At 40.1% G+C, this 20,813-nt stretch carries 17 protein-coding genes and 2 riboswitches; of the genes, 10 read left to right on the top strand and 7 right to left on the bottom strand.

Annotated elements, in window-relative coordinates; translation table 11 throughout:
• Positions 1-32 precede the first annotated feature (32 nt).
• The 5 genes from A6M13_RS14390 to A6M13_RS14365 form a co-directional block, all read right to left on the bottom strand.
• On the bottom strand, positions 33-794 hold the full coding sequence (locus tag A6M13_RS14390; RefSeq protein WP_066547985.1) for an ABC transporter permease: 762 nt from the start codon (positions 792-794) through the stop codon (positions 33-35).
• A complete protein-coding gene (locus A6M13_RS14385; RefSeq protein ID WP_066547978.1) occupies positions 791-1,726 on the bottom strand; it encodes an ABC transporter substrate-binding protein in 936 nt (311 codons plus the stop codon). The genes A6M13_RS14390 and A6M13_RS14385 overlap by 4 nt, the downstream gene beginning before the upstream one ends.
• An 11-nt stretch (positions 1,727-1,737) precedes the next feature.
• A complete protein-coding gene (locus A6M13_RS14380; RefSeq protein ID WP_066547975.1) occupies positions 1,738-2,514 on the bottom strand; it encodes an ABC transporter ATP-binding protein in 777 nt (258 codons plus the stop codon).
• A gap of 482 nt (positions 2,515-2,996) precedes the next feature.
• Positions 2,997-4,025, bottom strand: coding sequence for a PTS sugar transporter subunit IIC (locus tag A6M13_RS14370; protein ID WP_066547969.1), 1,029 nt, complete (start codon positions 4,023-4,025; stop codon positions 2,997-2,999).
• A gap of 356 nt (positions 4,026-4,381) precedes the next feature.
• On the bottom strand, positions 4,382-8,011 hold the full coding sequence (locus A6M13_RS14365; protein WP_066547965.1) for a S8 family serine peptidase: 3,630 nt from the start codon (positions 8,009-8,011) through the stop codon (positions 4,382-4,384).
• A 286-nt stretch (positions 8,012-8,297) separates the two neighbouring features.
• Between A6M13_RS14365 and A6M13_RS14360 the strand changes: the two genes are divergently transcribed.
• From A6M13_RS14360 to ribH, 6 genes are all read left to right on the top strand, one after another.
• Positions 8,298-9,212: a hypothetical protein gene (locus tag A6M13_RS14360; protein ID WP_066547963.1), complete on the top strand. Its 915-nt coding sequence runs from the start codon at positions 8,298-8,300 to the stop codon at positions 9,210-9,212.
• A 474-nt stretch (positions 9,213-9,686) separates the two neighbouring features.
• Positions 9,687-10,751, top strand: a complete 1,065-nt coding sequence (locus A6M13_RS14355; protein WP_066547956.1) for a branched-chain amino acid aminotransferase — start codon at positions 9,687-9,689, stop codon at positions 10,749-10,751.
• 155 nt (positions 10,752-10,906) lie between these two features.
• Positions 10,907-11,935, top strand: a complete 1,029-nt coding sequence (locus tag A6M13_RS14350; protein WP_066547954.1) for an AI-2E family transporter — start codon at positions 10,907-10,909, stop codon at positions 11,933-11,935.
• Between the two features lie 103 nt (positions 11,936-12,038).
• Positions 12,039-12,172, top strand: a riboswitch (FMN riboswitch).
• A 152-nt stretch (positions 12,173-12,324) separates the two neighbouring features.
• A riboswitch (FMN riboswitch) is annotated at positions 12,325-12,458 on the top strand.
• Between the two features lie 217 nt (positions 12,459-12,675).
• Positions 12,676-13,317: a riboflavin synthase gene (gene ribE / locus A6M13_RS14345; RefSeq protein WP_066547951.1), complete on the top strand. Its 642-nt coding sequence runs from the start codon at positions 12,676-12,678 to the stop codon at positions 13,315-13,317.
• A 15-nt stretch (positions 13,318-13,332) separates the two neighbouring features.
• Positions 13,333-13,932, top strand: coding sequence for a 3,4-dihydroxy-2-butanone-4-phosphate synthase (ribB, locus tag A6M13_RS14340; protein ID WP_066547948.1), 600 nt, complete (start codon positions 13,333-13,335; stop codon positions 13,930-13,932).
• Positions 13,933-13,944: 12 nt separating this feature from the next.
• Complete coding sequence (ribH, locus tag A6M13_RS14335; RefSeq protein ID WP_066547944.1) at positions 13,945-14,430, top strand: 6,7-dimethyl-8-ribityllumazine synthase; 486 nt, start codon at positions 13,945-13,947, stop codon at positions 14,428-14,430.
• A gap of 36 nt (positions 14,431-14,466) precedes the next feature.
• Here the strand turns inward: ribH and A6M13_RS14330 are convergent, their stop codons facing one another.
• Together A6M13_RS14330 and solA are read right to left on the bottom strand one after the other, a co-directional pair.
• The gene (locus A6M13_RS14330) at positions 14,467-15,030 is read right to left on the bottom strand and encodes a dihydrofolate reductase family protein (RefSeq protein ID WP_066547941.1); all 564 of its coding nucleotides are present in this window, start codon (positions 15,028-15,030) and stop codon (positions 14,467-14,469) included.
• 12 nt (positions 15,031-15,042) lie between these two features.
• On the bottom strand, positions 15,043-16,158 hold the full coding sequence (solA, locus tag A6M13_RS14325; RefSeq protein ID WP_066547938.1) for an N-methyl-L-tryptophan oxidase: 1,116 nt from the start codon (positions 16,156-16,158) through the stop codon (positions 15,043-15,045).
• Between the two features lie 191 nt (positions 16,159-16,349).
• On the opposite strand from solA, the gene A6M13_RS14320 reads away from it, so the two are divergent.
• The 4 genes from A6M13_RS14320 to cysK all read left to right on the top strand — a co-directional run bounded on the left by A6M13_RS14320 (position 16,350) and on the right by cysK (position 20,705).
• Entirely contained in the window at positions 16,350-18,692 is a 2,343-nt protein-coding gene (locus tag A6M13_RS14320) for a penicillin acylase family protein (RefSeq protein WP_066547935.1), read from the top strand.
• A 108-nt stretch (positions 18,693-18,800) separates the two neighbouring features.
• The gene (locus A6M13_RS14315; RefSeq protein WP_066547931.1) at positions 18,801-19,004 is read left to right on the top strand and encodes a hypothetical protein; all 204 of its coding nucleotides are present in this window, start codon (positions 18,801-18,803) and stop codon (positions 19,002-19,004) included.
• Positions 19,005-19,175: 171 nt separating this feature from the next.
• The gene (locus tag A6M13_RS14310; protein ID WP_066547928.1) at positions 19,176-19,607 is read left to right on the top strand and encodes a universal stress protein; all 432 of its coding nucleotides are present in this window, start codon (positions 19,176-19,178) and stop codon (positions 19,605-19,607) included.
• Positions 19,608-19,784: 177 nt separating this feature from the next.
• A complete protein-coding gene (gene cysK / locus A6M13_RS14305; protein ID WP_066547925.1) occupies positions 19,785-20,705 on the top strand; it encodes a cysteine synthase A in 921 nt (306 codons plus the stop codon).
• Positions 20,706-20,813: the final 108 nt, after the last annotated feature.

Genomic DNA, 20,813 nt, shown 5'->3' with positions numbered 1-20,813 from the left:
ATGGCATTTTTATATTCTCTCCGATGAAAAACTTATATTGTTTTACCCGTCCATACTTTCTTGATCGCATGTTCAAAAATGCGTAGTAAGTGGTCAAGTGCTAAGCCGATTACACCAATTGTGACAATAGCTGCAAGTACCGTATCTAAATCTAGTGCATTTCGTGCGTCCACAATTAAATAGCCCAGTCCTGATTGTGCACCGACCATTTCACCGGCAACAAGAAAAATCCATGCTGAGCCAATTGCCATATGTAAACCACTACCAATTGCAGGGAAGGCGGCAGGCAAAATAATTTTCCAAATTAAATCTTTTTGTGATAATTCAAAGTTGGATGCCACCTTTAAATAAAGCGGGTCAATACGGTTCACAGCCGCTACTGTTGCAAGTAATACTGGGAAAAATGCAGCGATGAAAATAATGACAATTGCGGGCATATCACCAATACCAAACCATAAAACAATAAATGGCGACCAAGCAATTGGTGATACAGGACGGATGACTTGTACAACCGGGTCGATTAATGCCCATACGCGCGGCAGTCGACCAAGTAGGACACCGGCAATAATCGCAACGATGACTGCACTACCATAGCCAATGATAAATCGATATAAGCTAACACCAATATGAACAAATAACGAGCCATCTGCAACGAGTGCACACCATTTTTCTAATACAGCAAGTGGACCTGGGAACAAGGCTTCCGGGTAATCGCCAACAATAATCACGAGTTGCCATAGCCCGATCGCTAACGCAAAGCTAGCAAGGGCATACAGCCATTTTGAACCTTTCATTGTGTCACCTCATTTACTAAATAGCTATTATTGACAAAATCTTCGAAGGTTGGTGGATTTTCAGATAGCTCTAAATCCATCATCGCTTGACGTAATACTGTGTACGCATCTTCAGGAATCGCTAAATGCTCATAAGAAATCCACTCTAAAGATTGCGCAAGGACATTGTCTTGTAATTTTAAGAAGGCATTGATTTGTGTTAAAGCATGTTCATCTTTGGCATGTGCGTCTAACCCAGCTTGTGCATATTGCTGTACAAATGCAGTAGTTAGCGCTTCATCACGTTCGATAAAGGCAGTACGTAATACAAGGGCACAGTCAATTGAGTGTGGCCAAATTTCTTGTGATTGGTACAGTACTTTTCCAACACCAAGTGATACCCCAATTGAGCCAAATGGTTCTGCTACAACATAGCCAGCAATACGATTTTCTGATAGGGCAGATGGCATTTCAGCAGGAGCCATTTCCACAAGATTGACGTCATCAATCGAATAACCAGCTTGCTCTAGCATCTGATGTACATAAATATGATGGGTTGAATAGCGATTTGGAATCGCGATTGTCTCACCGATTAAATCTGCGGTTTCTTGAATATGTGGTGCAACGGTTACGATATTGCCATCTTCATGACCAAGTGCGACTGCTTGTAGATCAATGCCTTTTTCATGTGCTTTCATCGCCAGTTCAATTAATACAGAAGCACCGTCCACACGACCAGCATTTAACGCATCCATTAAATCAATCCATGTACTAAATCGAACGAGCTCGACGTCATATTCTGCCGTATCTTCCATAAAGTAAAGTGGACCTGCATGTGTTGTTGGCAAGTAGCCGATTTTAATAATCGGTTTGCCGTCTTCATTTACTGCTTGCTCATCGCTACATGCTACTAGTAGTAGCGCTGTTATAAAAAGTAATAGCCATTTCTTCATCGTCATACCCCTTAAATATTGTATTCAATTGCTGGTGGTTCGTGTGAAAGTTGGAATTCTTTGAAAATCAATTCACGATAGTGTTGAAAATCTTGACTTGCGCGGTCACGTTGCCGTGGCAATTGAATCGTAATTTCTTTGTAAATACGACCAGGGTTTGGCGCTAAAATAACGATGCGGTCTGCTAAATAAATCGCTTCATCAATATCGTGTGTAACGAGTAAAATCGTCATACGTTTTTGTGTATTAATCCGAACAATTTCGTCTTGTAAAAAATAACGTGTAAATGTATCGAGTGCTGCAAACGGTTCATCCATTAAAATGATTTCAGGCTCGATAGCTAACGCGCGTGCAATAGCAACGCGTTGCTGCATGCCACCAGATAACTCATTTGGCATGGCATTGGCGCGATCTTCTAATCCAACAAGCGTCAGGCCGTTTATGACACGCTCATGTCTCTGTTCTTTTGAAAGCGGGCTATTTTCAAGAGAAAATAATACATTGCTATAAACCGTACGCCACGGCAGAAGCCCGTAGTTTTGTAAAAGCATAATACTTTTTTTCGATGGCTTCGTCACGATTTCATTATCTAATAAAATACGCCCAGCTGTTGGGGCTTCAAATCCACCAATCATATTTAGTAAAGTTGTTTTACCACAACCACTTTTTCCTAAAAAGGCAACAATTTCACCATGTTCAATAGATAATGAAATATTGGATAAGACTGGTTTCGTAGCGGTAGGGAATTGTTTATGTAAAGCATCTACATGGATTACGGGATATGTCATCGGTTTCACTCCTAATTCCTACAAAATCTATAAGATTTATATTATAAAGGTTATTTTATTATACTTAATCTAAAAAAACAACCTAATATTCCAGGAAAAAAGATAATGCTCCGAATTATCTAAAAATAAAGGATTTTTAACGGTTTATTGCGAAATAATTATGAAGGGGTGAGGGCATCATGTTGTATCGATTACTAGAATGGGTTATTGCACCAGTGGCATTAATCATCATTGCAATTTATCAAGTAATAATCTATTGGGAAGACCACCGAGTTGTCGCTATTTTTTTCTTCATAGGTGGTGCAATCTCTGCATGGTTATTTGTTTATGGGATACGACGCGTCTTCATGTATCGCCAGCGAATGCGAAAACAAAATAATTGAGTAAAGTATGTACATACATAATGTGAACGTCTTTATCGAGTGACATGAAAAGCCCAACCGAAACGCTAATTTCGGTTGGGCCTGCGTTTGTGTGAGCAATTATTCGTATGTTACTTTGTAATCTTCTGCTTTTGAGAAGCGGAATTTTGCTTCAAATAGTTTAATGAACACAAGATTTAAAATAACTGGTAGAGCAATGAATAATGTGAAGGCAATCGTCATGCTTCCGATATGCCAGCCGACAATGTCTAAATATTTTAGTGGGCCGACGAATCCTGCTAAGCCAAAGCCAGCGGAATAGGGTGTTCCTTCAATTTGGAAATATCCACCAAATGCGCCTAAAATAGCCGCTGTACAAAGCATTGGTAATGCAATAACAGGTTTCATAAAGAAGTTACGCATTTGGATTTTTGCCGAAGCGATGTGTGCGAGTGCCGTACCTAAATTGTTGGCACGGTAGCTCGCAATGGCCATCCCCACACCAGAGGCACAAACGCCTAAGTTCGCTGCGCCCGCGCCGATACCTGATAGCATAATGACAGTAGCAACACCGATTGTAGAAATCGGAGAAATGATGAGTAATGAGAATACCATCGCGATTAATGCACCCATCACAATTGGTTGTAAACTTGTTAAATACATAATAAATTCACCGATAATACCTGATGCGTTTTGAACATAGGGTAGTGTCCATGTTCCGATAATCCCTGGAATGAATATTGTTAGCGCAGGCATTGCCAGAAGGGTCCACTCTTTTAGTTTTGTGCCTAAAAATTGAACAAATAATACCGCAATAGCAGCTGTAACCCCGATGTTAATAACAACGCCAATACCTGCAATTGTCATTGTGCCGTCTGCTGCAACAGTTGTGACACCACTGCCGACGAATGCTGCAAGACCGACTGATGTTGTTTGAATCGGTGTTAATTTAAATTGGATTCCAATCATAACCCCCATAATAACAGGTAATAAGCTCATAACAATAATCGATGTTGTTAATACCGGTTGTAGCCACGGGGCATACGGGATAATTAGTTTTAAAATTTCACCGACAAGCGCGTTTGGGATGAGGCAAACAACAATCCCTAAACTCATGCCTGTTAGCAGTTTACTAAAAAAATCTTTCATAAAAATGTCAGTCCTTTCAATCGTTCCGTTCATTTGGATAAGCTTTATTATAGGGATTCTTAATATTTTATCAATATAAAATATTCTGAAAAATGATGGCTTTTTACACGAAAACTGCAATTTACAGAAAACAAAAGTTCGAAACGAGCAAAAAGTGGTATAAATTATTTTAAGAAAATTATAAAAATGTGCGTGTTTTAATAATATTATGCGTTTTTGATAGCAAACGGGGATGGAATAGAAGATAGATAACATAAAAAGAATGAAATGAACGATAAAACGCACTCTCCGCCAGTTATTGTGCCGAAGAGTGCGTTTTTAGTTATGCATGTTAGTAATATTTGTAATGGAACGTGTTATTTACGTGTAATCGTAATCGTTTGTGTTGTGACATTGCCAGCAATATCCGTTACTTCAAATGTCAGTTCATTTTTTCCAGCTGCTAATGATACAGGAATGGCTAATGTATGCTTATATGCTTTTAAATCATTAACAGATTGCGATTTATTCCATTTTTCATCGCCATTTACTGTTAAGCGAACAGCATCATAATTATCACCGATTGTCACGTTCACTGTTTCTGTTGCATTTTTTGTGTTTTTCTTATAGTTGTTTTTAATACTTAATGTTGGCTTCGTTGTATCAATTAGCACTTTACGTCCAACTTCCATAAAGTTGCCGTGAATATCGGTTGCTTTTGCTTTAATATCGTATACACCGTCTTTTTTGAATGTCAGTGTATGGGTAAAGCTTGTGTTTGTAAATGTCGCTTGCTCACCGTTTACTGTAACGGTTGCAATATCAGATTGATCTTGAATTGTACCTGTAACGGTTACATTTTTCGTCGTTAACGCTTCGAGTAAGTCTGGTGTTGTAATACTAACGATTGGCTTTTTCGTATCAGTAATAATTGGTGCTGTTTGAACTGGGAACGTTGCCGTATTACGTGCCACGTCTGTTACATGTACTTGTACATCTTTATTTGTTGCATCAAGTGCAAATATCGTCGTTGTCATTGGTAATAGGTCACTGACAGCTGCACCATCTACAAGCACTTGCCAATAATCAGCACCTGTACCTGCATCGGCTACATTCGTTAGCGAAACAGTACCGTTTGCATAGCTAACGTTAGCAGTCGGTGCTTGCGTATCGACTTGAACAGGGAAGTCCAGTGATTGCCACTCTGCGCCGTCAAAGTCGATGACTGCACGTAAACGAACAGTATATTGTCCATCTTGTGCGACTTGTCCATTAATGAAGCCGTCCCATGCAAATAAATCACTAAATGTATACGGGCGTTGTGGTGCAGTATTTGTGTAATGTTTACGTAAATCTTCAGCTGTTCGTAATGTGCGAACGACATTGCCATGTTCATCGACAACTTCAGCTTTTAATGCTTTGGCGTTACGTAGTAATGAGAATACAGGGATAACTCGATCACGTACACCATCGCCATTTGGAGAGAAACCGAAGCGATTCATATCGTAATCGCCGCCACCGGAAATGAAGTTTCCTTCGTCATCAGCGAGCGCTGTGTAGCCCCAATATGATTTTTCGTCCCAAGCATAACGGTCAAAAATTGGTGCGTCATCCCATTCGCCATTAAAGCCAGTTACAGGAACAGCTAAATCAGGATTACCTGTTATATCTTGCTGCGGGTCTTCTAACGTTACAAATCCATCGACATAGAAGCCATTTGTAAAGAATTGCTTATAGTCGCTAAGTGCTGAAATATCAGCAGTAACGGTAAATTGTGTAGTGCCATTCGCAGGTACTGTAATTTGATCAACTACATCGACATCAACAGTATCCGTTACAACATCTGAGCCGATAATATTCGGTGCTGTAATAACGAAGCCACTTGATTGCGTTAATGCGTCTACTTGGAGCTGGAAATCAACATCGTATGTCTTTGCTTCATCTCCGTAGTTTTTCGCCTGTAATGTGAACGTGAAGCTTTCGCCTTCAATCTCACGTAGTGCTACTTTACCTTCACCAGTAGCTGTGGACGTAATGATCACTTCATTTTCGAGCGCATTGGCTAATTGCATTAAGCCAGCACCTTGACGACGTGGAGACACATATTCGCCTTCTGATAATTCAACAGGTTTTGCGGTGTTCATCAATAGCTGTTTAGCTAACGTAACACGCTCTGTACCAGTAACACCAAATTCTTCATCAATACGCTCAAATAACAAGGCAGCACCGCCAGCCACATGAGGAGCTGCCATTGATGTACCACTATTTAGACCATATTCATTATTGTTTAGTGTTGAGAAAATATTGCCACCTGGCGCAGTAATTTCAGGTTTGAAATCTAAATTTGGTGTCGTGCCCCATGATGAGAAATCACTCATTTTGCCAGCGAGTTCATTTGGCATTGTAATGAAATCACCATTAAAGGCAGCTTCTACTTTTTGACCAGCATCAATAGCCGCTTTTAACGCCAGTCCATCTTCTTGTGATATGGACATATACGGAATTGTAATAGCAGGGTCGGATGCCATATTAATCGTACCGACAGTATTGTTATAAATAAGTACCGCTTTTGCGCCAGCATTTTGTGCATGCAATGCTTTTTCAACGAACGTATTGCCACCGCGTGAAATCAGTGCAATTTTGCCTGAAACATCGACTTGTGCTAAATCTTCAGCCGTACCAAAGCCAGCGAGTACGACTTCGGTCGGTTCATTGACAACTTGAAGCGGGCTTACATCGTTTGCTGTTAAATATTGAATATTGTTTAATGGCTGTCCATCAGCAGTTGCCGCAAAACTATAGGCTGTTACTTGACTGTTTTCAAATGATGCAACACTTAACGAATTGTTCGACACACTTGGAGAGCCAACTAGTCCATAGTCTGGATTTTCAGCAAGTGGGTAGAAGTAGCCAGAGCCGTACATATTCGAATTACCTGCTGAAATCGCGACAAGTACGCCGCTATCTGTCGCACGTGTAATCGCTTGAGATTCTGCGCTATTTTCATCGACATAGCCGGCTGTTGACCCAAGTGACATATTAATAACATCTGCGCCTAGTTTAATCGCGTCATCAATCGCTTTGATATAAATATCTGAATATGTTGTTGGAATAGCAGGGTCATTACCAAACACTTTCATTGCTAAAATTTGGGCTTCAGGAGCAACCCCCTTAATGCCACCGTTTTCTTCGTCACCATTTGCACCGACTGTACCGGCAACGTGCATGCCGTGCATACCGGTTTCAGCATTATAGTCCACAATTTCAGTATTGCCATCCATATAGTTATAGCCGAATGGGACTTTTTCAGTGAAGTACGCACCTTCATGTACAGCGCCTTGCGTAATTAAAGTTTGTACTTCATCTTTGGAAATTTCAGCTTTTGTGGCATCACTTAAAATAAAGTCTTTATGTGTAGGGTCAACACCGCTGTCAATAACGGCAACGACCATTCCTTCGCCTTTAACACCGTAATTATGCCATGCTTGTTGTGCTTGAACGAGTTCCTTAGAATAGGCCATTTGAGGTTTTTCTTGTGGTGCTTCATATTCATTTGAGGCATAGACTGCTTTAACACCAGGCGTTTTCGCGATTTCATTGACATCTTTCGCTTGTACTTCGGCAGAGAAGCCATTGAAAATCGTTGTGAAGTTTTCAAGCACTTGTACGCTTGCCGCATGTTGTTCGACTTGTTGCTGAATGACTTGTTGTTCAGCTTCAACTTGTTGTTCTAACTTTTGGCGCTCTGCTTGTCGTAGCTGCTTATAAAGTTGTCCACGGTTTTTTGCGACAATAATTGTCGGCTCTTGCTCCAATTCAATAATGACACGTACTGTTCCTTGCTGTTCAACTGCTTGGTGTAATGCTTTGTCAATGACAGCTTTATGAGGTTTCTCTTTTACTTGTCCTTTACCAACTGTAACGTCTGCATGTGCAGTCACTGCAGCGGGGCTTAGTGCTAATAACGCTGCTAATGTACTGATACCTATCGTTTTTTTCGTTCCCACAAAAATCCCTCCTTCATCTGTATTCATAAGTATAGAAAAAAGCTTCGATATTAGAAATAGTTTATAAAGATTATTCTGATAATTCTAACTTTAGAGGGATTTTTCATCATTTTATAGGTGAATAGATACAGTTCATTCTACGTATACATATAAAAAAGTGATGTAATGCTACAAAATAGTTTGTCAATTTGAAAATATTGTGGAAAAATGAATCTTTCGGGTGGAGAAACATTCAGCTGTCTATAGGTATCGTGGCGCATTATAATAAAGACAAGAGGTGAGAACGGTGAAAGCTTTTTATGAGGCATTACGTCGTCATGATGATGAGTTGGCGACCTTTTATTTTGAAAAATGGCAAAAAACAGCCTTTCGCACATACACAGTCCAACATTTTTGCGAAGAAATTGGTCGATTGCGAAAAGTATATAAGGAAACGAAGCGCCAACAAGCACTGTTATTTGCAGAAATCATCGGTCAGCAAATGGTCGCAGCTTTTCCGCAACACGTATATGCGACGCAACAGTATGGCTGGGTGCTCTACGATTTATATGTAAAAAATACACAACAACCGCTACAAAAGCGTATCGATAAAGCACAGGAGATTTTGCAGTTAACAACAGCAGCCACGTATTCACCATTTGAGGTGACGATTTGGAAATTACTACAGTTGTATGAGACGAGCGGCGCACCGACTGAAACGTGTATGGCGTTAGTAGACAAGCTTGACCGTCATACGCTTTCACGTGACGAGTTGCGCATAGAGCGACAAGGTGAGCTGAAAATTTATCCGTCAAGTCGCGAAAAATATTATCGTACAAAAATACGTTATTTGTTTAAAGACAAGCACTACCGTGAATGTTATAAAGTATGTTATCAATTTTTATATGAATCGCATATTACAGTGCGAGATAGCTATGCAGTACATGAGAAAATGCTACAATGCTTATGCGAAATAGGACGCTATGAAGATGCTCTTCAATTTGCAACATCATTAGCGCATCATCAGGAGCAGCGTTATATCCTGTTGTTACAAAAGGTGTGTGGGTATATATTAGCGAACGTAGGAGGTCCACAAACAGAAGCGTTAAGACACATGCCGTTAATAGGGATGAGTACCTTACAACAGCACGAACATGAAATGAATGTACAGATAGGCGTTGTACATAAACAAATATATGGACAGTGGCAAAAATGGCAATAAAAAAATTCTTTCCTCTGTGGTGCCAGCATAGGAAAGAATCATTTATTTAATCGTGTGTACACACGTAGTTTTTTCATACATAAAAGTCCTTTTCTTCATCCATAAAAGCAGATAACCACTCAGCCCTTTTTGAGCGAGTGGTGTTCTTCTATGTGTACAATATCATCGGAGAAATTCTATGTCAAAATACCGTTTAGGGCTAAAAAAGTTAAAAGGTGTATACTACTACGTATTATAACGAACTATTATTTTTTGTTTTGTATCTATTGTAAATATCAATATTATGCCTATAAATCATTGTAAATAAAGGATAAAATCATTTTGTGGTGGTATCGGTTACATATGCATTTTTGCGGAAAAAAGTATTGTTTTATTCGTAATCTTTTTATACGGTAACATAAAATTCGTAATATTTAAAATCTTAAATACGTGGTATGATAGTATTTGTATATTTTATAGTGAGGGGATAGCACGATGACAACGATTCAAATTGAGCAAACGACACAACCAAAACAAAAACCAGCAGTAGAACAGTTAGGGTTTGGTAAACATTTTACGGACCATATGTGTATCGTTGACTATACAGAAGGTCAAGGTTGGCATGATGCACGAATCATTCCGTACCAGCCATTAACATTGGACCCATCGGCTATGGTATTTCATTATGGTCAAACGGTTTTTGAAGGGATGAAAGCATACAAAACAGCGGCGGGTGACATTACATTATTCCGTCCAGAACGTAACTTTGCTCGATTAAACGCATCGAATGCACGATTATGTATTCCTGCAATGGATGAGGCATTAGCGTTACAAGCATTAAAAGAGCTTGTGAAATTAGACGAGTCATGGATTCCGACGGCAGAGAATACTTCTTTATACATTCGTCCATTTATTATTGCAACAGAACCATACTTAGGTGTTTCACCATCAAAAAATTATCAATTTATTATTATTATGTCTCCGGTTGGTTCATACTATGCAGAAGGAATTAATCCGGTAAAAATTTTAGTTGAAAAGCAATATGTACGCGCTGTAGCAGGTGGTACAGGCGAAGCGAAAACGGGTGGTAACTATGCAAGTAGCTTAAAGGCCCAAGAACTTGCATCACAACAAGGATATGCACAAACGCTTTGGTTGGACGGTCGCGAAAATGAATACATTGAAGAAGTAGGCAGCATGAATATTTTCTTTAAAATTAATGGCACGGTCATTACGCCAGCATTAAACGGCAGTATTTTACCGGGGATTACGCGCGATTCGATGATTCAAGTGTTACAACATAAAGGGATTCCGGTAGAAGAACGCCGTATTTCGATTACCGAAATTATTGAAGCACATCAAAATGGCACGCTAGAAGAATCATTTGGCACAGGCACAGCCGCAGTTATTTCGCCAATTGGTGAGCTGAAGTTTGGTGACCATCAGTATGTTATCAATAACGGGCAAATTGGGGAAGTTTCGCAATTATTATACGATACGTTAACAGGTATTCAGTACGGTAAAATCGACGACCCATTTGGCTGGCGTGTAATTGTTTAAGTAACAATAACGCAAGAAGGATTTGCTTGAGGGTATCCTTAAGCAAATCCTTTTTGTCATCTATAAAATTAGTTGAATTTATTGTATAAATTTATGGTAATCTACAGAGTGGCAATTGTTTTCTAACGGTGTTAGAAAAAAGGAGGAATGCACAGATGATGCGATTGCTACAAGATAAGCAATATGTGAAGTGGTTAACGGTGCTAGGTGTTATTGCGCTGTTATTCTTTATGCAAAATGCGCTTAATTTTTTATTGTTAACGTTTATTTTTACGTATTTAGCGCATGCAATTTTCACAAAAATACTCGATGTATTACCCGTATCATTACGTAAGCCTAAACTACTAATTTTTATTATGTATAGTATTATTTTGCTCGCCATTATGACGATTGGGTATCGCTATTTACCAGTTGCATTACAGCAATTTTCAACGATTATTATGCAAGGCTCGTCGTTTAATATACAAGCATATAAAGACGTCTTACCGGAGCAGGTATATCACTTCATTGAAAACTTAGATATGCAAGGTATTTTAAGTGATGTAGGGGCGAAGATTCTTGGGGCAACAGCTGGCATTAGCACGCTGTTATTAGAGGCGTTTGTCGCGGTATTACTGAGCTTTTTCTTTTTGTTCGAACTGGATAAAATTAAAACGTTCTCAGCTTCTTTCCGAACAACGACGACCGCAAAAGTGTATGATCAATTAGTCGCATTTGGTCGCAATTTTTTAAATACATTTGGTTTAGCGATTAAAGTACAAATTATGATTTCTACCGTGAATACAGTTTTATCTGTTATCGGTTTAGTATTGTTCGGTTTCCCGAATATTATCGGCTTAGCGATTATGATTTTCCTATTAGGGTTAATGCCGGTAATTGGTGTCGTCGTGTCGTTAATTCCACTGTCAATTATTGCATTTCAAGTCGGTGGACCACTTTATATTTTATACATGTTTGTCATGATTATGGTTATTCACGCCATTGAATCGTATTTCTTAAATCCTAAATTATATTCGATTACGATGAAGCTGCCTATTTTTTATACGTTTATTGTGTTGATGGTTGGTGAATTATTATTCGGTGCTTGGGGATTAGTTATTGGGATTCCATTATTCGTATTTATCGTTGAAGTGATTAAAGGTGATGTGTACGAAACGGCAAAAAATAAAAAAATAAATGTGTAAAACGTAAGCTATGTCAAGGTTTTGGCATAGCTTACGTTTTATTTTCTGAAAATTTATGTTGACAGTTCATTTTTTCGTCTGCTACGCTTAATGCAATTAAACAAGTTGTCTTCGGGGTCGGGTGAAAATCCCAGCCGGTAGTGATTGAGCACAGTCTCATAAGCCTACGAGCGGTTCGCCGCAGGATTTGGTGAAATTCCAAAGCCGACAGTAAAGTCTGGATGGGAGAAGGCATAGCAACAGTCTGTAAAAAGGCTTATTTTGTGTACGAAAAAACGGATGTTTTCGTTAGAGGTATATAAAAAGGTCATGTATTTTTCAGCTTACTTGCTTTGCATATTTTCGCATCTACGACTCCACGTAGATGCTTTTTTAATACAAAAATTGAATACGGTCTTCGGGGTCGGGTGAAAATCCCAACCGGTAGTGATTGAGCACAGTCTCATAAGCCTACGAGCGGTTCGCCGCAGGATTTGGTGAAATTCCAAAGCCGACAGTAAAGTCTGGATGGGAGAAGACGTACATGAACACAAGCTTTTGAACAAGGGGGAAACCTTGTTTGTAAAAGGCGTCTTTCGTAAACACTTTTTTACGAAAAACACGCTGAAAAAGGGCTTATTTCGTGCACCGTAAATCTTCTCCGTCATGTATGTGGCGGAGTTTTTTATGTAGTACGAATTCACGTGTATAATACTCCCTCCTTTAACCCTAGTAAAAACATATGGTTGGGAGGATTTTTAATGTTTACAGGTATCATTGAGGAAGTTGGCAAAATCGAATATGTACAGCAAACACAGCAAGCGGTATCACTATGTATACAAGCGAAAGAGGTGTTACGTGATGTGAAGCTGGGTGATAGCATTGCTGTGAATGGCGTTTGTTTAACCGTAACAAGCTTCCAAGCAACGAGCTTTACAGCAGATGTAATGCCCGAAACGGTTAAAGCAACCAATTTACTAGCATTACGTCAAGGGAGTTTGGTCAATCTCGAACGTGCGATGTTAGCAAATGGGCGCTTCGGTGGTCATATTGTGTCTGGTCACATTGATGGTGTTGGGTCTATTAAACGCATTCAGCCACAGGCAAATGCCGTATACATTGACATTGATGTACCAGCAAGTATTGCGGGACAGTGTATCGTGAAAGGCTCGATTACATTGGATGGCACGAGTTTAACGATTTTTGATGTAGCGTCGACGACTGTAACGGTGTCACTTATTCCACATACGTACCGCGAAACCATTTTTGCAACGAAACGAAGCGGCGATGCTGTCAATGTGGAATGTGATGTCATTGGTAAGTATGTGCAGCATTTTCTAAGTGCGCAGCAATCGACACCAACAAAGATAAATGAACATTTTTTAGCACAGCATGGCTTTTAAAAGGGGGAATGACCAATGATTGAACAGGCATTAGATGTTTTAAAAAATGGTGGCATTATTATTGTGGTCGATGATGAAGACCGTGAAAATGAAGGGGATTTCGTCTGTTTAGCACAATATGCAACGCCGCAAAATATTAACTTTATGGCAACATATGGACGTGGCTTAATTTGTGCGCCGGTAAGTGAAGCCATTGCAGAGCGTTTAGCATTGCATCCGATGGTAACGACGAATACAGACCCACATGGCACGGCGTTTACCGAAAGTATTGATTTCGAAACGACGACAACAGGCATTAGCGCATTTGAACGTGCGGAAACGATTCAGCAGTTATGTAATGAGCACGTAAAAGCGCACCAGTTTAAGCGACCAGGGCATGTGTTTCCGTTACGTGCAAAAGCGGGTGGCGTTATTGAACGACGTGGACATACAGAAGCGGGCATTGAACTTGCAAAGCTTTGCAACAGTACCGAAGCCGCTGTCATTTGTGAAATTTTAAATGATGATGGTACAATGGCACGTCGTCCACAATTAGAACAAATTGCAAATCAACATAATCTACATATTATGACAATTGAAGCGTTAGTTGACTATGTTCAACTTGCACGCGTATAGGAGGAAATGGAAATGGTCAAAACAATTGAAGCAAATTTAATCGGTACAGGATTACGTGTAGGAATTGTAGTAGGACGTTTTAATGATTTCATCAATGCAAAATTAGTGGACGGTGCAGTAGATGGTTTGCGTCGACACGGTGTAGAAGACGACCTTATTGAAGTGGCATGGGTGCCAGGTGCTTATGAAGTACCATTTATTGCGAAAAAGCTTGTTGAGTCAGGGAAGTATGATGCCGTTATCGGTTTAGGAACGGTTATTCGTGGTTCGACAACACATTATGACTATGTATGTAATGAAGCCGCAAAAGGCATTCAGCAAGTGTCGCTACAAACAGGCGTGCCGGTTATTTTTGGCATTGTGACAACAGAATCAATTGAACAAGCGATTGAACGTGCTGGCACAAAAGCGGGTAATAAAGGCTATGATGCAGCGGTATCGGCAATTGAAATGGCAAATTTAGTGCGCACAATTGAAACAGTTCCGGTAAATGCGTAATATATTATAGAAGAAAGACAAAAGGTTTGTTCGAGATTACACCTCGAACAAACCTTTTTCTAATGGTGGGGGTGCTGGATGAATGACTTCATAACGCAGCTCAACAAATTGACCAAATGTTTCTGAAGCACGCAATCGTAAATGTTGCATATTGAGAACACCTGTAAATAGTGGCACACCTTTGCCGAGTAGCACCGGTGCAATTGTTAAAATCACTTCGTCAACAAGTTGGGCATTCAGTGCAGAACGAATGAGTTGTCCACCGCCGACGAGCCAAATGTCGCCACCTTGTCGATATTTCAAATCATGTAAAAATGTGTCGAAATCGTTATTTATCCATGAAAAGTGCGGGTCATGTGGCTGTGGTGTCGTTGAAATGGCGTAGCATGTTTTATCATGATACGGAAACGGTAAATTCGGAACTTTTTTGAGCCATTCAATAGTGTGACGACCAACAATAATTGTATCAATGGTGTCATAAAACCGAGTGTAGCCATTATCTCCTTGACCTTCTACTGCCTCTAGCCATTCCATCTGTTCATTTTCAGTAGCGATAAAATTATCAAGTGACATCGCGATAAATACTTTGACGCTACGCATGAAGCATTCCTCCTATAGGAAGCGATGAATCGAAAAGCGTTGTAAATTGTACGGCACATCTTGCTTCATCGCCATCATTGCTAACAGTTCACCAATGGCACTGCTAAATTTAAAGCCGTGACCAGAGAAGCCTGTCGCGATAACAATTGATGAGTCAGTTGGTAATGTATCGATAATAAAATCCTCATCAGGTGTCATATTGTATTTACATTCTTTGCCGTATTTATATGTACCCACTTGTGGCATATATGTATCCACAAATGATTGTAAATGCGCTAGGTCTTCGTCATGGAACGGTACAAGTGGTTGCGACGGATCAACCGCCTCACCGCCGTCATGTTTGCCAACTTTAAAGCCACTGCCATCAATGCTAGGGAAACCATAAAAGCAATACTTTGGACGTTCAAGCACAAAAGCGGGGAAATGACGCGCATCATACTGTTCAGGAGCATCAAACCATGCAAATGTTTTACGTGTCGGCGTTAACGGTAACGATACATGAATATTGTCTAACAGTTGCTTTGTCCAAGCGCCTGCACAAACAATGAGCGTTTTGCCTTCATATGTACCGTGTGTTGTTTCAACGATATGTTTATTATGTTTTTTAGACAATTGTTGAACGGGCTCATGTACGCGGTAAATCGCCCCGTGTTGTTCAGCAAGCTGACGATAGCTGCTAACACAGCGTTCGACATGTAATACACCTGCATCTTCTTCATAAACAGCTTCCATTGTATCGGGAATCGTAATCCCGTGAAAACGTTCATTTACGTCCGTGCTAGTTAAGCTTTCGACATGCAAATGATGTTGCAGCGCACTTTGTTTCACATTGTGTAAAAATGGCGCGTCTTTATCGGTCATATTTAATACCCCAACAGGCAGTAGCAATTGTTCACCTGTTAATGTTTCAAGCTCTTGCCATAATTGTTTCGCCCGGAGCGCTAAGTCGACATAATCTGCACCTTCCCCGTAAGCGTAGCGAATAATACGTGTCTCGCCATGATGGCTCCCTTCTGTGTGCGGAGGGTCGAATGCGTCGATACATAACACACGTTTTTGCTGTTTCGCTAAAAAATAACTTGCAGCTGTCCCCATCGACCCTGCCCCAATAATAATGACATCATACATAAAAAAGCACCTCTTTTTTACGCTTAGTATACGCGCTTTCACATCATAAATGTTAGATTAGTATGAAAAGTAAGGATATTTCGTTTGAAGAAGAAACTAGACCGTTCGTTGCATTTCGCGGATTCTACAAAATTCAAAAAGGAATATCGCACTCCTTGTCGAATATAAATAAACGAAAAGGGAGGAATGGTATGAAGAAAGGTTGGAAGATTGCACTCGGCATTATCGGTGCATGTATCTTATTCATGGCACTCGCAATTATTGGAGTGAATTGGTATGTGTCATCATCAAAGGCAGACATTGAAGGGGAAATCAATGTTCCAATTCTTGATGAAGAAGTACAAGTAGTACGTGATGACATGGGGGTACCACATATTACAGCAAAAAATGAAGCGGATTTGTATCGCGCACAAGGTTACATACAAGCACAAGATCGCTTATTCCAAATGGATTTATCTCGTCGCCAAGCGAGTGGACGTTTAGCGGAAGTTGTTGGCGAAGCGGCAGTAGATACGGATAAATTTTTCCGTACATTTAGCTTACGTCACGCAGCAGAAGCTTCGTGGGATGGTTATGATGCGGAATCAAAGCAAGTACTCGAATGGTTCGCAGAAGGTGTTAATGCCTTTATCGAAGAGGAGCAGTACACATATGAATTTAAAGTGCTTGGCTACGAGCCAGAGCCGTGGACGCCGATTGATTCTTTAACAATTGGAAAATATATGGCATATGACTTAGGTGGAAACTGGAATTTACTAGCGTTCCGTCATTGGGCGCTAAATAACTTATCAGAAGACTTATACCGCGAGCTAAATGTGACGTATCCAAAAGATGCTGAAACGGTTATTGCCGATATTCGTGACTCCACAGCACAAGTAGCGTCATGGTTTGATGCAAGTGTATTACCAAATGAATTTAATGGCAGTAATAACTGGGTCGTGTCAGGCGACAAAACAGCGTCAGGTAAGCCATTACTAGCGGATGACCCACATTTAGGCCTAGCAACACCATCCATTTGGTATCAAATGCATTTACAATCGCCAGAACAAAATGTCAGCGGTGTTATTTTTGCTGGGATTCCAGGCATTATTTTAGGGCATAATGAAGACATTGCGTGGGGTGTCACGAATGTAGGGCCGAGTGTACAAGATTTATACATCGAGCGTACAAATCCAGATAATCCGTATTCGTTCTTATATGATGGCGAATATTATGAAGCGGATGTCCGGGAAGAAAATATTCAGATTAAAGGCGGCGACGTTGAGGAATTTGAGGTTGTCACAACGAAGCATGGACCGATTATTTCTGATTTAATTTTTGAAGACCGCCCCGCAAGTGAAGTATATTCGATGCAGTGGACAGCACTTGAGCCGACGCTTGAATTACAGGCTATTTTAGGGTTTAATAAGGCAACCACATGGGATGAATTTGATGCAGCGCTGGCTAATTTTAATGCACCTGCACAAAATTTCGTCTTTGCGTCAACAGATGGAACAATTGCGTATAAAGCAAACGGCAATATCCCAATTCGCTTAAAAGGCGATGGTCAATTGCCAGTACCAGGGGATTCCTCTGAATATGGTTGGAGCGGCTATGTCCCATATGACGAGCTACCAACAATCATCAATCCAGAAGAAGGCTTTATTGCGACAGCGAACAATAAAATTGTCGGCGAGGATTATCCTTACCATATTACCGATTTATGGGCACAGCCGTACCGTTATGAGCGCATTGTTGAATTGCTAGAAGCAAGTGATAATTTAACAGCTGACGATATGATGGCCATTCAAATGGATACGGTGAATTTATATGCGAAAGAGTTTTTACCGCAGTTTATTGCGTCAATAGAAAAGCTAGATGAAGAAAAGCAATATACAGATATTTTAGCTTCGTTAAAAGAGTGGGATTATAACGAGACAGTAGACGCACCACAGCCGCTTATTTTCAATTTATTAATCGAGCATTTAAAGGATAATATTTTCCGTAGTGCTATCCCTGATGATGTGTATAAAATGATGCAAGGGAAATATCAAATTATGGATAACCTACTACGTGAAGGTTATGCTGGAGAAGAAGGCGCATGGTTAACGCGTGCAGGTGGTGTAGATGTTGTTGTATACAATAGCTTTATTGATACGCTTAACCGTTTAGAAGGTATGTACCCAGACGTGGCGTATGAAGATTGGCGCTGGGGTGATTATCACCAGCTTACATTTGACCATCCACTAGCGGTGAATCCATTATTTGAACGTTTCTTCACACCAGAGAAAATGGCAGTTGGTGGTTCACGTACAACAGTCATGGCTGCAGGGAACCCAGCGAGTGGCGAAGTCGACCACGGCGCATCGTGGCGATTTGTAGCAGACCTTGCTGATTTATCATATGCATACCATATTGTTGGACCAGGACAAAGTGGTCACTTTAAATCAGATTGGTATAAAGACCAAGTGGATGATTGGGTGCAAGGTGACTACCATGAAACATCGTTAACGCCTGTTTCTGGTACAGCACATGAACTAGTATTAACGCCATAACGATAAAGCTCCTGAAAAAGTTCTACACTTTTTCAGGAGCTTTGCTTATTTTTAGCATAAACGGGAATAGGTACATTACCAACGAGCTAAAGAAAGGAAGCGAACGGTATGCAAAAGCAACGAAATGAAGAGCTATGGCTATTTTTATTAGGAGCTGTCGTGGTCAGTGCAATTGGCATTTTAATCACTATGTTCACAGAGCAACTAGCTTGGATTTTAGTCGCGTTCGTCATCGGAGTGTTGTTAATAGGAGAAGTCCTTATTTACGCAGCAGAGCAAAAGGCAGCATTTGAAGATGAAGAAAAGAGCTAAAATCATTTGAAGTTGTGCAATTGTTTTTATACAATGACACAGCTTCGAGTACATAGGCATACCGTTTCTAAATGCTCCATTTTTGTATAAACAATGTATTTTTTAGAAAAACACGAAAAAATAACCTATTTTTGTTATACTGTAGAGGAATAGATGAAAGGTGGAGGAACGATGACAAACTTCTATAAACAAATCGTTGTGGCAGTAGATTTTTCTGAAGCATCTAAATTAGCATTTGAACGAGCGGCAGCAATTGCGGCAGCATATGACGCGACTTTAACGATTGTGAGCGTCATTGATGACCGTTCAGCAGCATCGGTTGCTACATATGATAAAAAATATATCGATGAATTGACAACAGAATATAATGAAAAATTAGACCGTGCCAAAGAAAAAGCGGCATCACTTGGTGTGAATGACGTGCGTGTATTAATTGAAGTCGGTTCACCGAAACAAATTTTAACAAGCTTTGATGACGCAGATTTAATCGTTTGTGGCGCGACAGGCTTAAATGCAGCTGAGCGTTTATTTATCGGCTCAATTTCAGAGGGTATTGTCCGTAAAGCAGCGTGTGATGTGTTAATTGTACGTGTAAAAGCATAACAGTCTATAGCTAAATTAAATAAAATGCACCGTCGAGATATGTAATTATTTCGATGGTGTATTTTTTATTAAGAATTGTGCGCCCAGAAATAATCGAAAGCATCTGTTCAATTGAAAGATTTACGCTATAATATAGTCAGTTAAAAAAATAAACCTAGTTTTAGTGGGGGAATTAATATGATTTACGATTCAATCATTGATTTAATTGGCAATACGCCAATTGTACGTATTAACCGTTTAGCGCAAGAAGGTAGCGCAGATGTGTATGTAAAGTTAGAATCTTTTAATCCGGGAGGAAGCGTAAAAGACCGTGCGGCAGCAAATATGATTCAGCGAGCTGAAGAAGAGGGCTTATTAATTCCAGGGAAAAGTGTTGTGATTGAGCCAACTTCAGGCAACACGGGTATTGGACTCGCAATGGTATGTGCGACAAAAGGATATCGTTGTATTATTACAATGCCTGATAATGCGACAAAAGAGCGTATTATGTTAATGGAAGCATATGGCGCAGAAGTATACTTAACACCTGCTGAAGAACGTATGACGGGCTCGATTAATAAAGCGAAGGAATTACTAGAAGGCTTTGAACATGGCTTTATTCCAATGCAGTTTGAAAATAGCGCCAATCCAGATGCACACCGTCAAACAACGGCTGTTGAAATTTATGATGCTTTTGACGGTCAATTAGATGCGCTTGTTTTAACAGCTGGTACAGGTGGTACGGTAACAGGTGTTGGTGAAGAACTGAAAAAACGCATTCCGAATTTAAAGGTGTATGTTGTTGAGCCAAAAGGGTCACCGGTATTATCGGGTGGCGAACCAGGACCGCATAAAATTGTTGGGACGGGTCCAGGATTTATTCCAACCATTTTAAATCAGCAAGTGTATGATGAAATTTTATTGGTCGAAGATGATCCTGCGCAGCAAATGGCACGTGATTTAGCGGCAAAAGAAGGTATTTTACTTGGGACATCAGGTGCAGCGTCAGTATATTGGGGAATAGAAATTGCAAAGAAATTACCAAAGGGTGCACGTGTGTTAAGTTTAGCACCGGATACAGGCGAACGCTATTTATCGTCTGATTTATATCAATTTTAAAATAACAAGGAGATTGCGAGAAAATCTTCTTTTAGTTGGATAAAGAGCCTGGGACAGAAACCTATTTCGGATGAAAATGAATGTCTTGAGATGATAAAAATGTGCTGG

This window comes from Caryophanon tenue, assembly GCF_001700315.1.
Taxonomy (GTDB): Bacteria; Bacillota; Bacilli; order Bacillales_A; family Planococcaceae; genus Caryophanon; species Caryophanon tenue.
This window is presented reverse-complemented; position numbering and strand designations above follow the sequence as displayed.

Coding starts and splice junctions, on each gene's coding strand:
- solA (WP_066547938.1), bottom strand. CDS start 16,158: ATGTATGATGTCATTATTATTGGGGCAGGGTCGATGGGGACAGCTGCA.
- A6M13_RS14320 (WP_066547935.1), top strand. CDS start 16,350: ATGAAGAAAGGTTGGAAGATTGCACTCGGCATTATCGGTGCATGTATC.
- A6M13_RS14370 (WP_066547969.1), bottom strand. CDS start 4,025: ATGAAAGATTTTTTTAGTAAACTGCTAACAGGCATGAGTTTAGGGATT.
- ribE (WP_066547951.1), top strand. CDS start 12,676: ATGTTTACAGGTATCATTGAGGAAGTTGGCAAAATCGAATATGTACAG.
- A6M13_RS14350 (WP_066547954.1), top strand. CDS start 10,907: ATGATGCGATTGCTACAAGATAAGCAATATGTGAAGTGGTTAACGGTG.
- A6M13_RS14355 (WP_066547956.1), top strand. CDS start 9,687: ATGACAACGATTCAAATTGAGCAAACGACACAACCAAAACAAAAACCA.
- cysK (WP_066547925.1), top strand. CDS start 19,785: ATGATTTACGATTCAATCATTGATTTAATTGGCAATACGCCAATTGTA.
- A6M13_RS14390 (WP_066547985.1), bottom strand. CDS start 794: ATGAAAGGTTCAAAATGGCTGTATGCCCTTGCTAGCTTTGCGTTAGCG.
- A6M13_RS14380 (WP_066547975.1), bottom strand. CDS start 2,514: ATGACATATCCCGTAATCCATGTAGATGCTTTACATAAACAATTCCCT.
- ribB (WP_066547948.1), top strand. CDS start 13,333: ATGATTGAACAGGCATTAGATGTTTTAAAAAATGGTGGCATTATTATT.
- A6M13_RS14310 (WP_066547928.1), top strand. CDS start 19,176: ATGACAAACTTCTATAAACAAATCGTTGTGGCAGTAGATTTTTCTGAA.
- A6M13_RS14330 (WP_066547941.1), bottom strand. CDS start 15,030: ATGCGTAGCGTCAAAGTATTTATCGCGATGTCACTTGATAATTTTATC.
- A6M13_RS14315 (WP_066547931.1), top strand. CDS start 18,801: ATGCAAAAGCAACGAAATGAAGAGCTATGGCTATTTTTATTAGGAGCT.
- A6M13_RS14385 (WP_066547978.1), bottom strand. CDS start 1,726: ATGAAGAAATGGCTATTACTTTTTATAACAGCGCTACTACTAGTAGCA.
- ribH (WP_066547944.1), top strand. CDS start 13,945: ATGGTCAAAACAATTGAAGCAAATTTAATCGGTACAGGATTACGTGTA.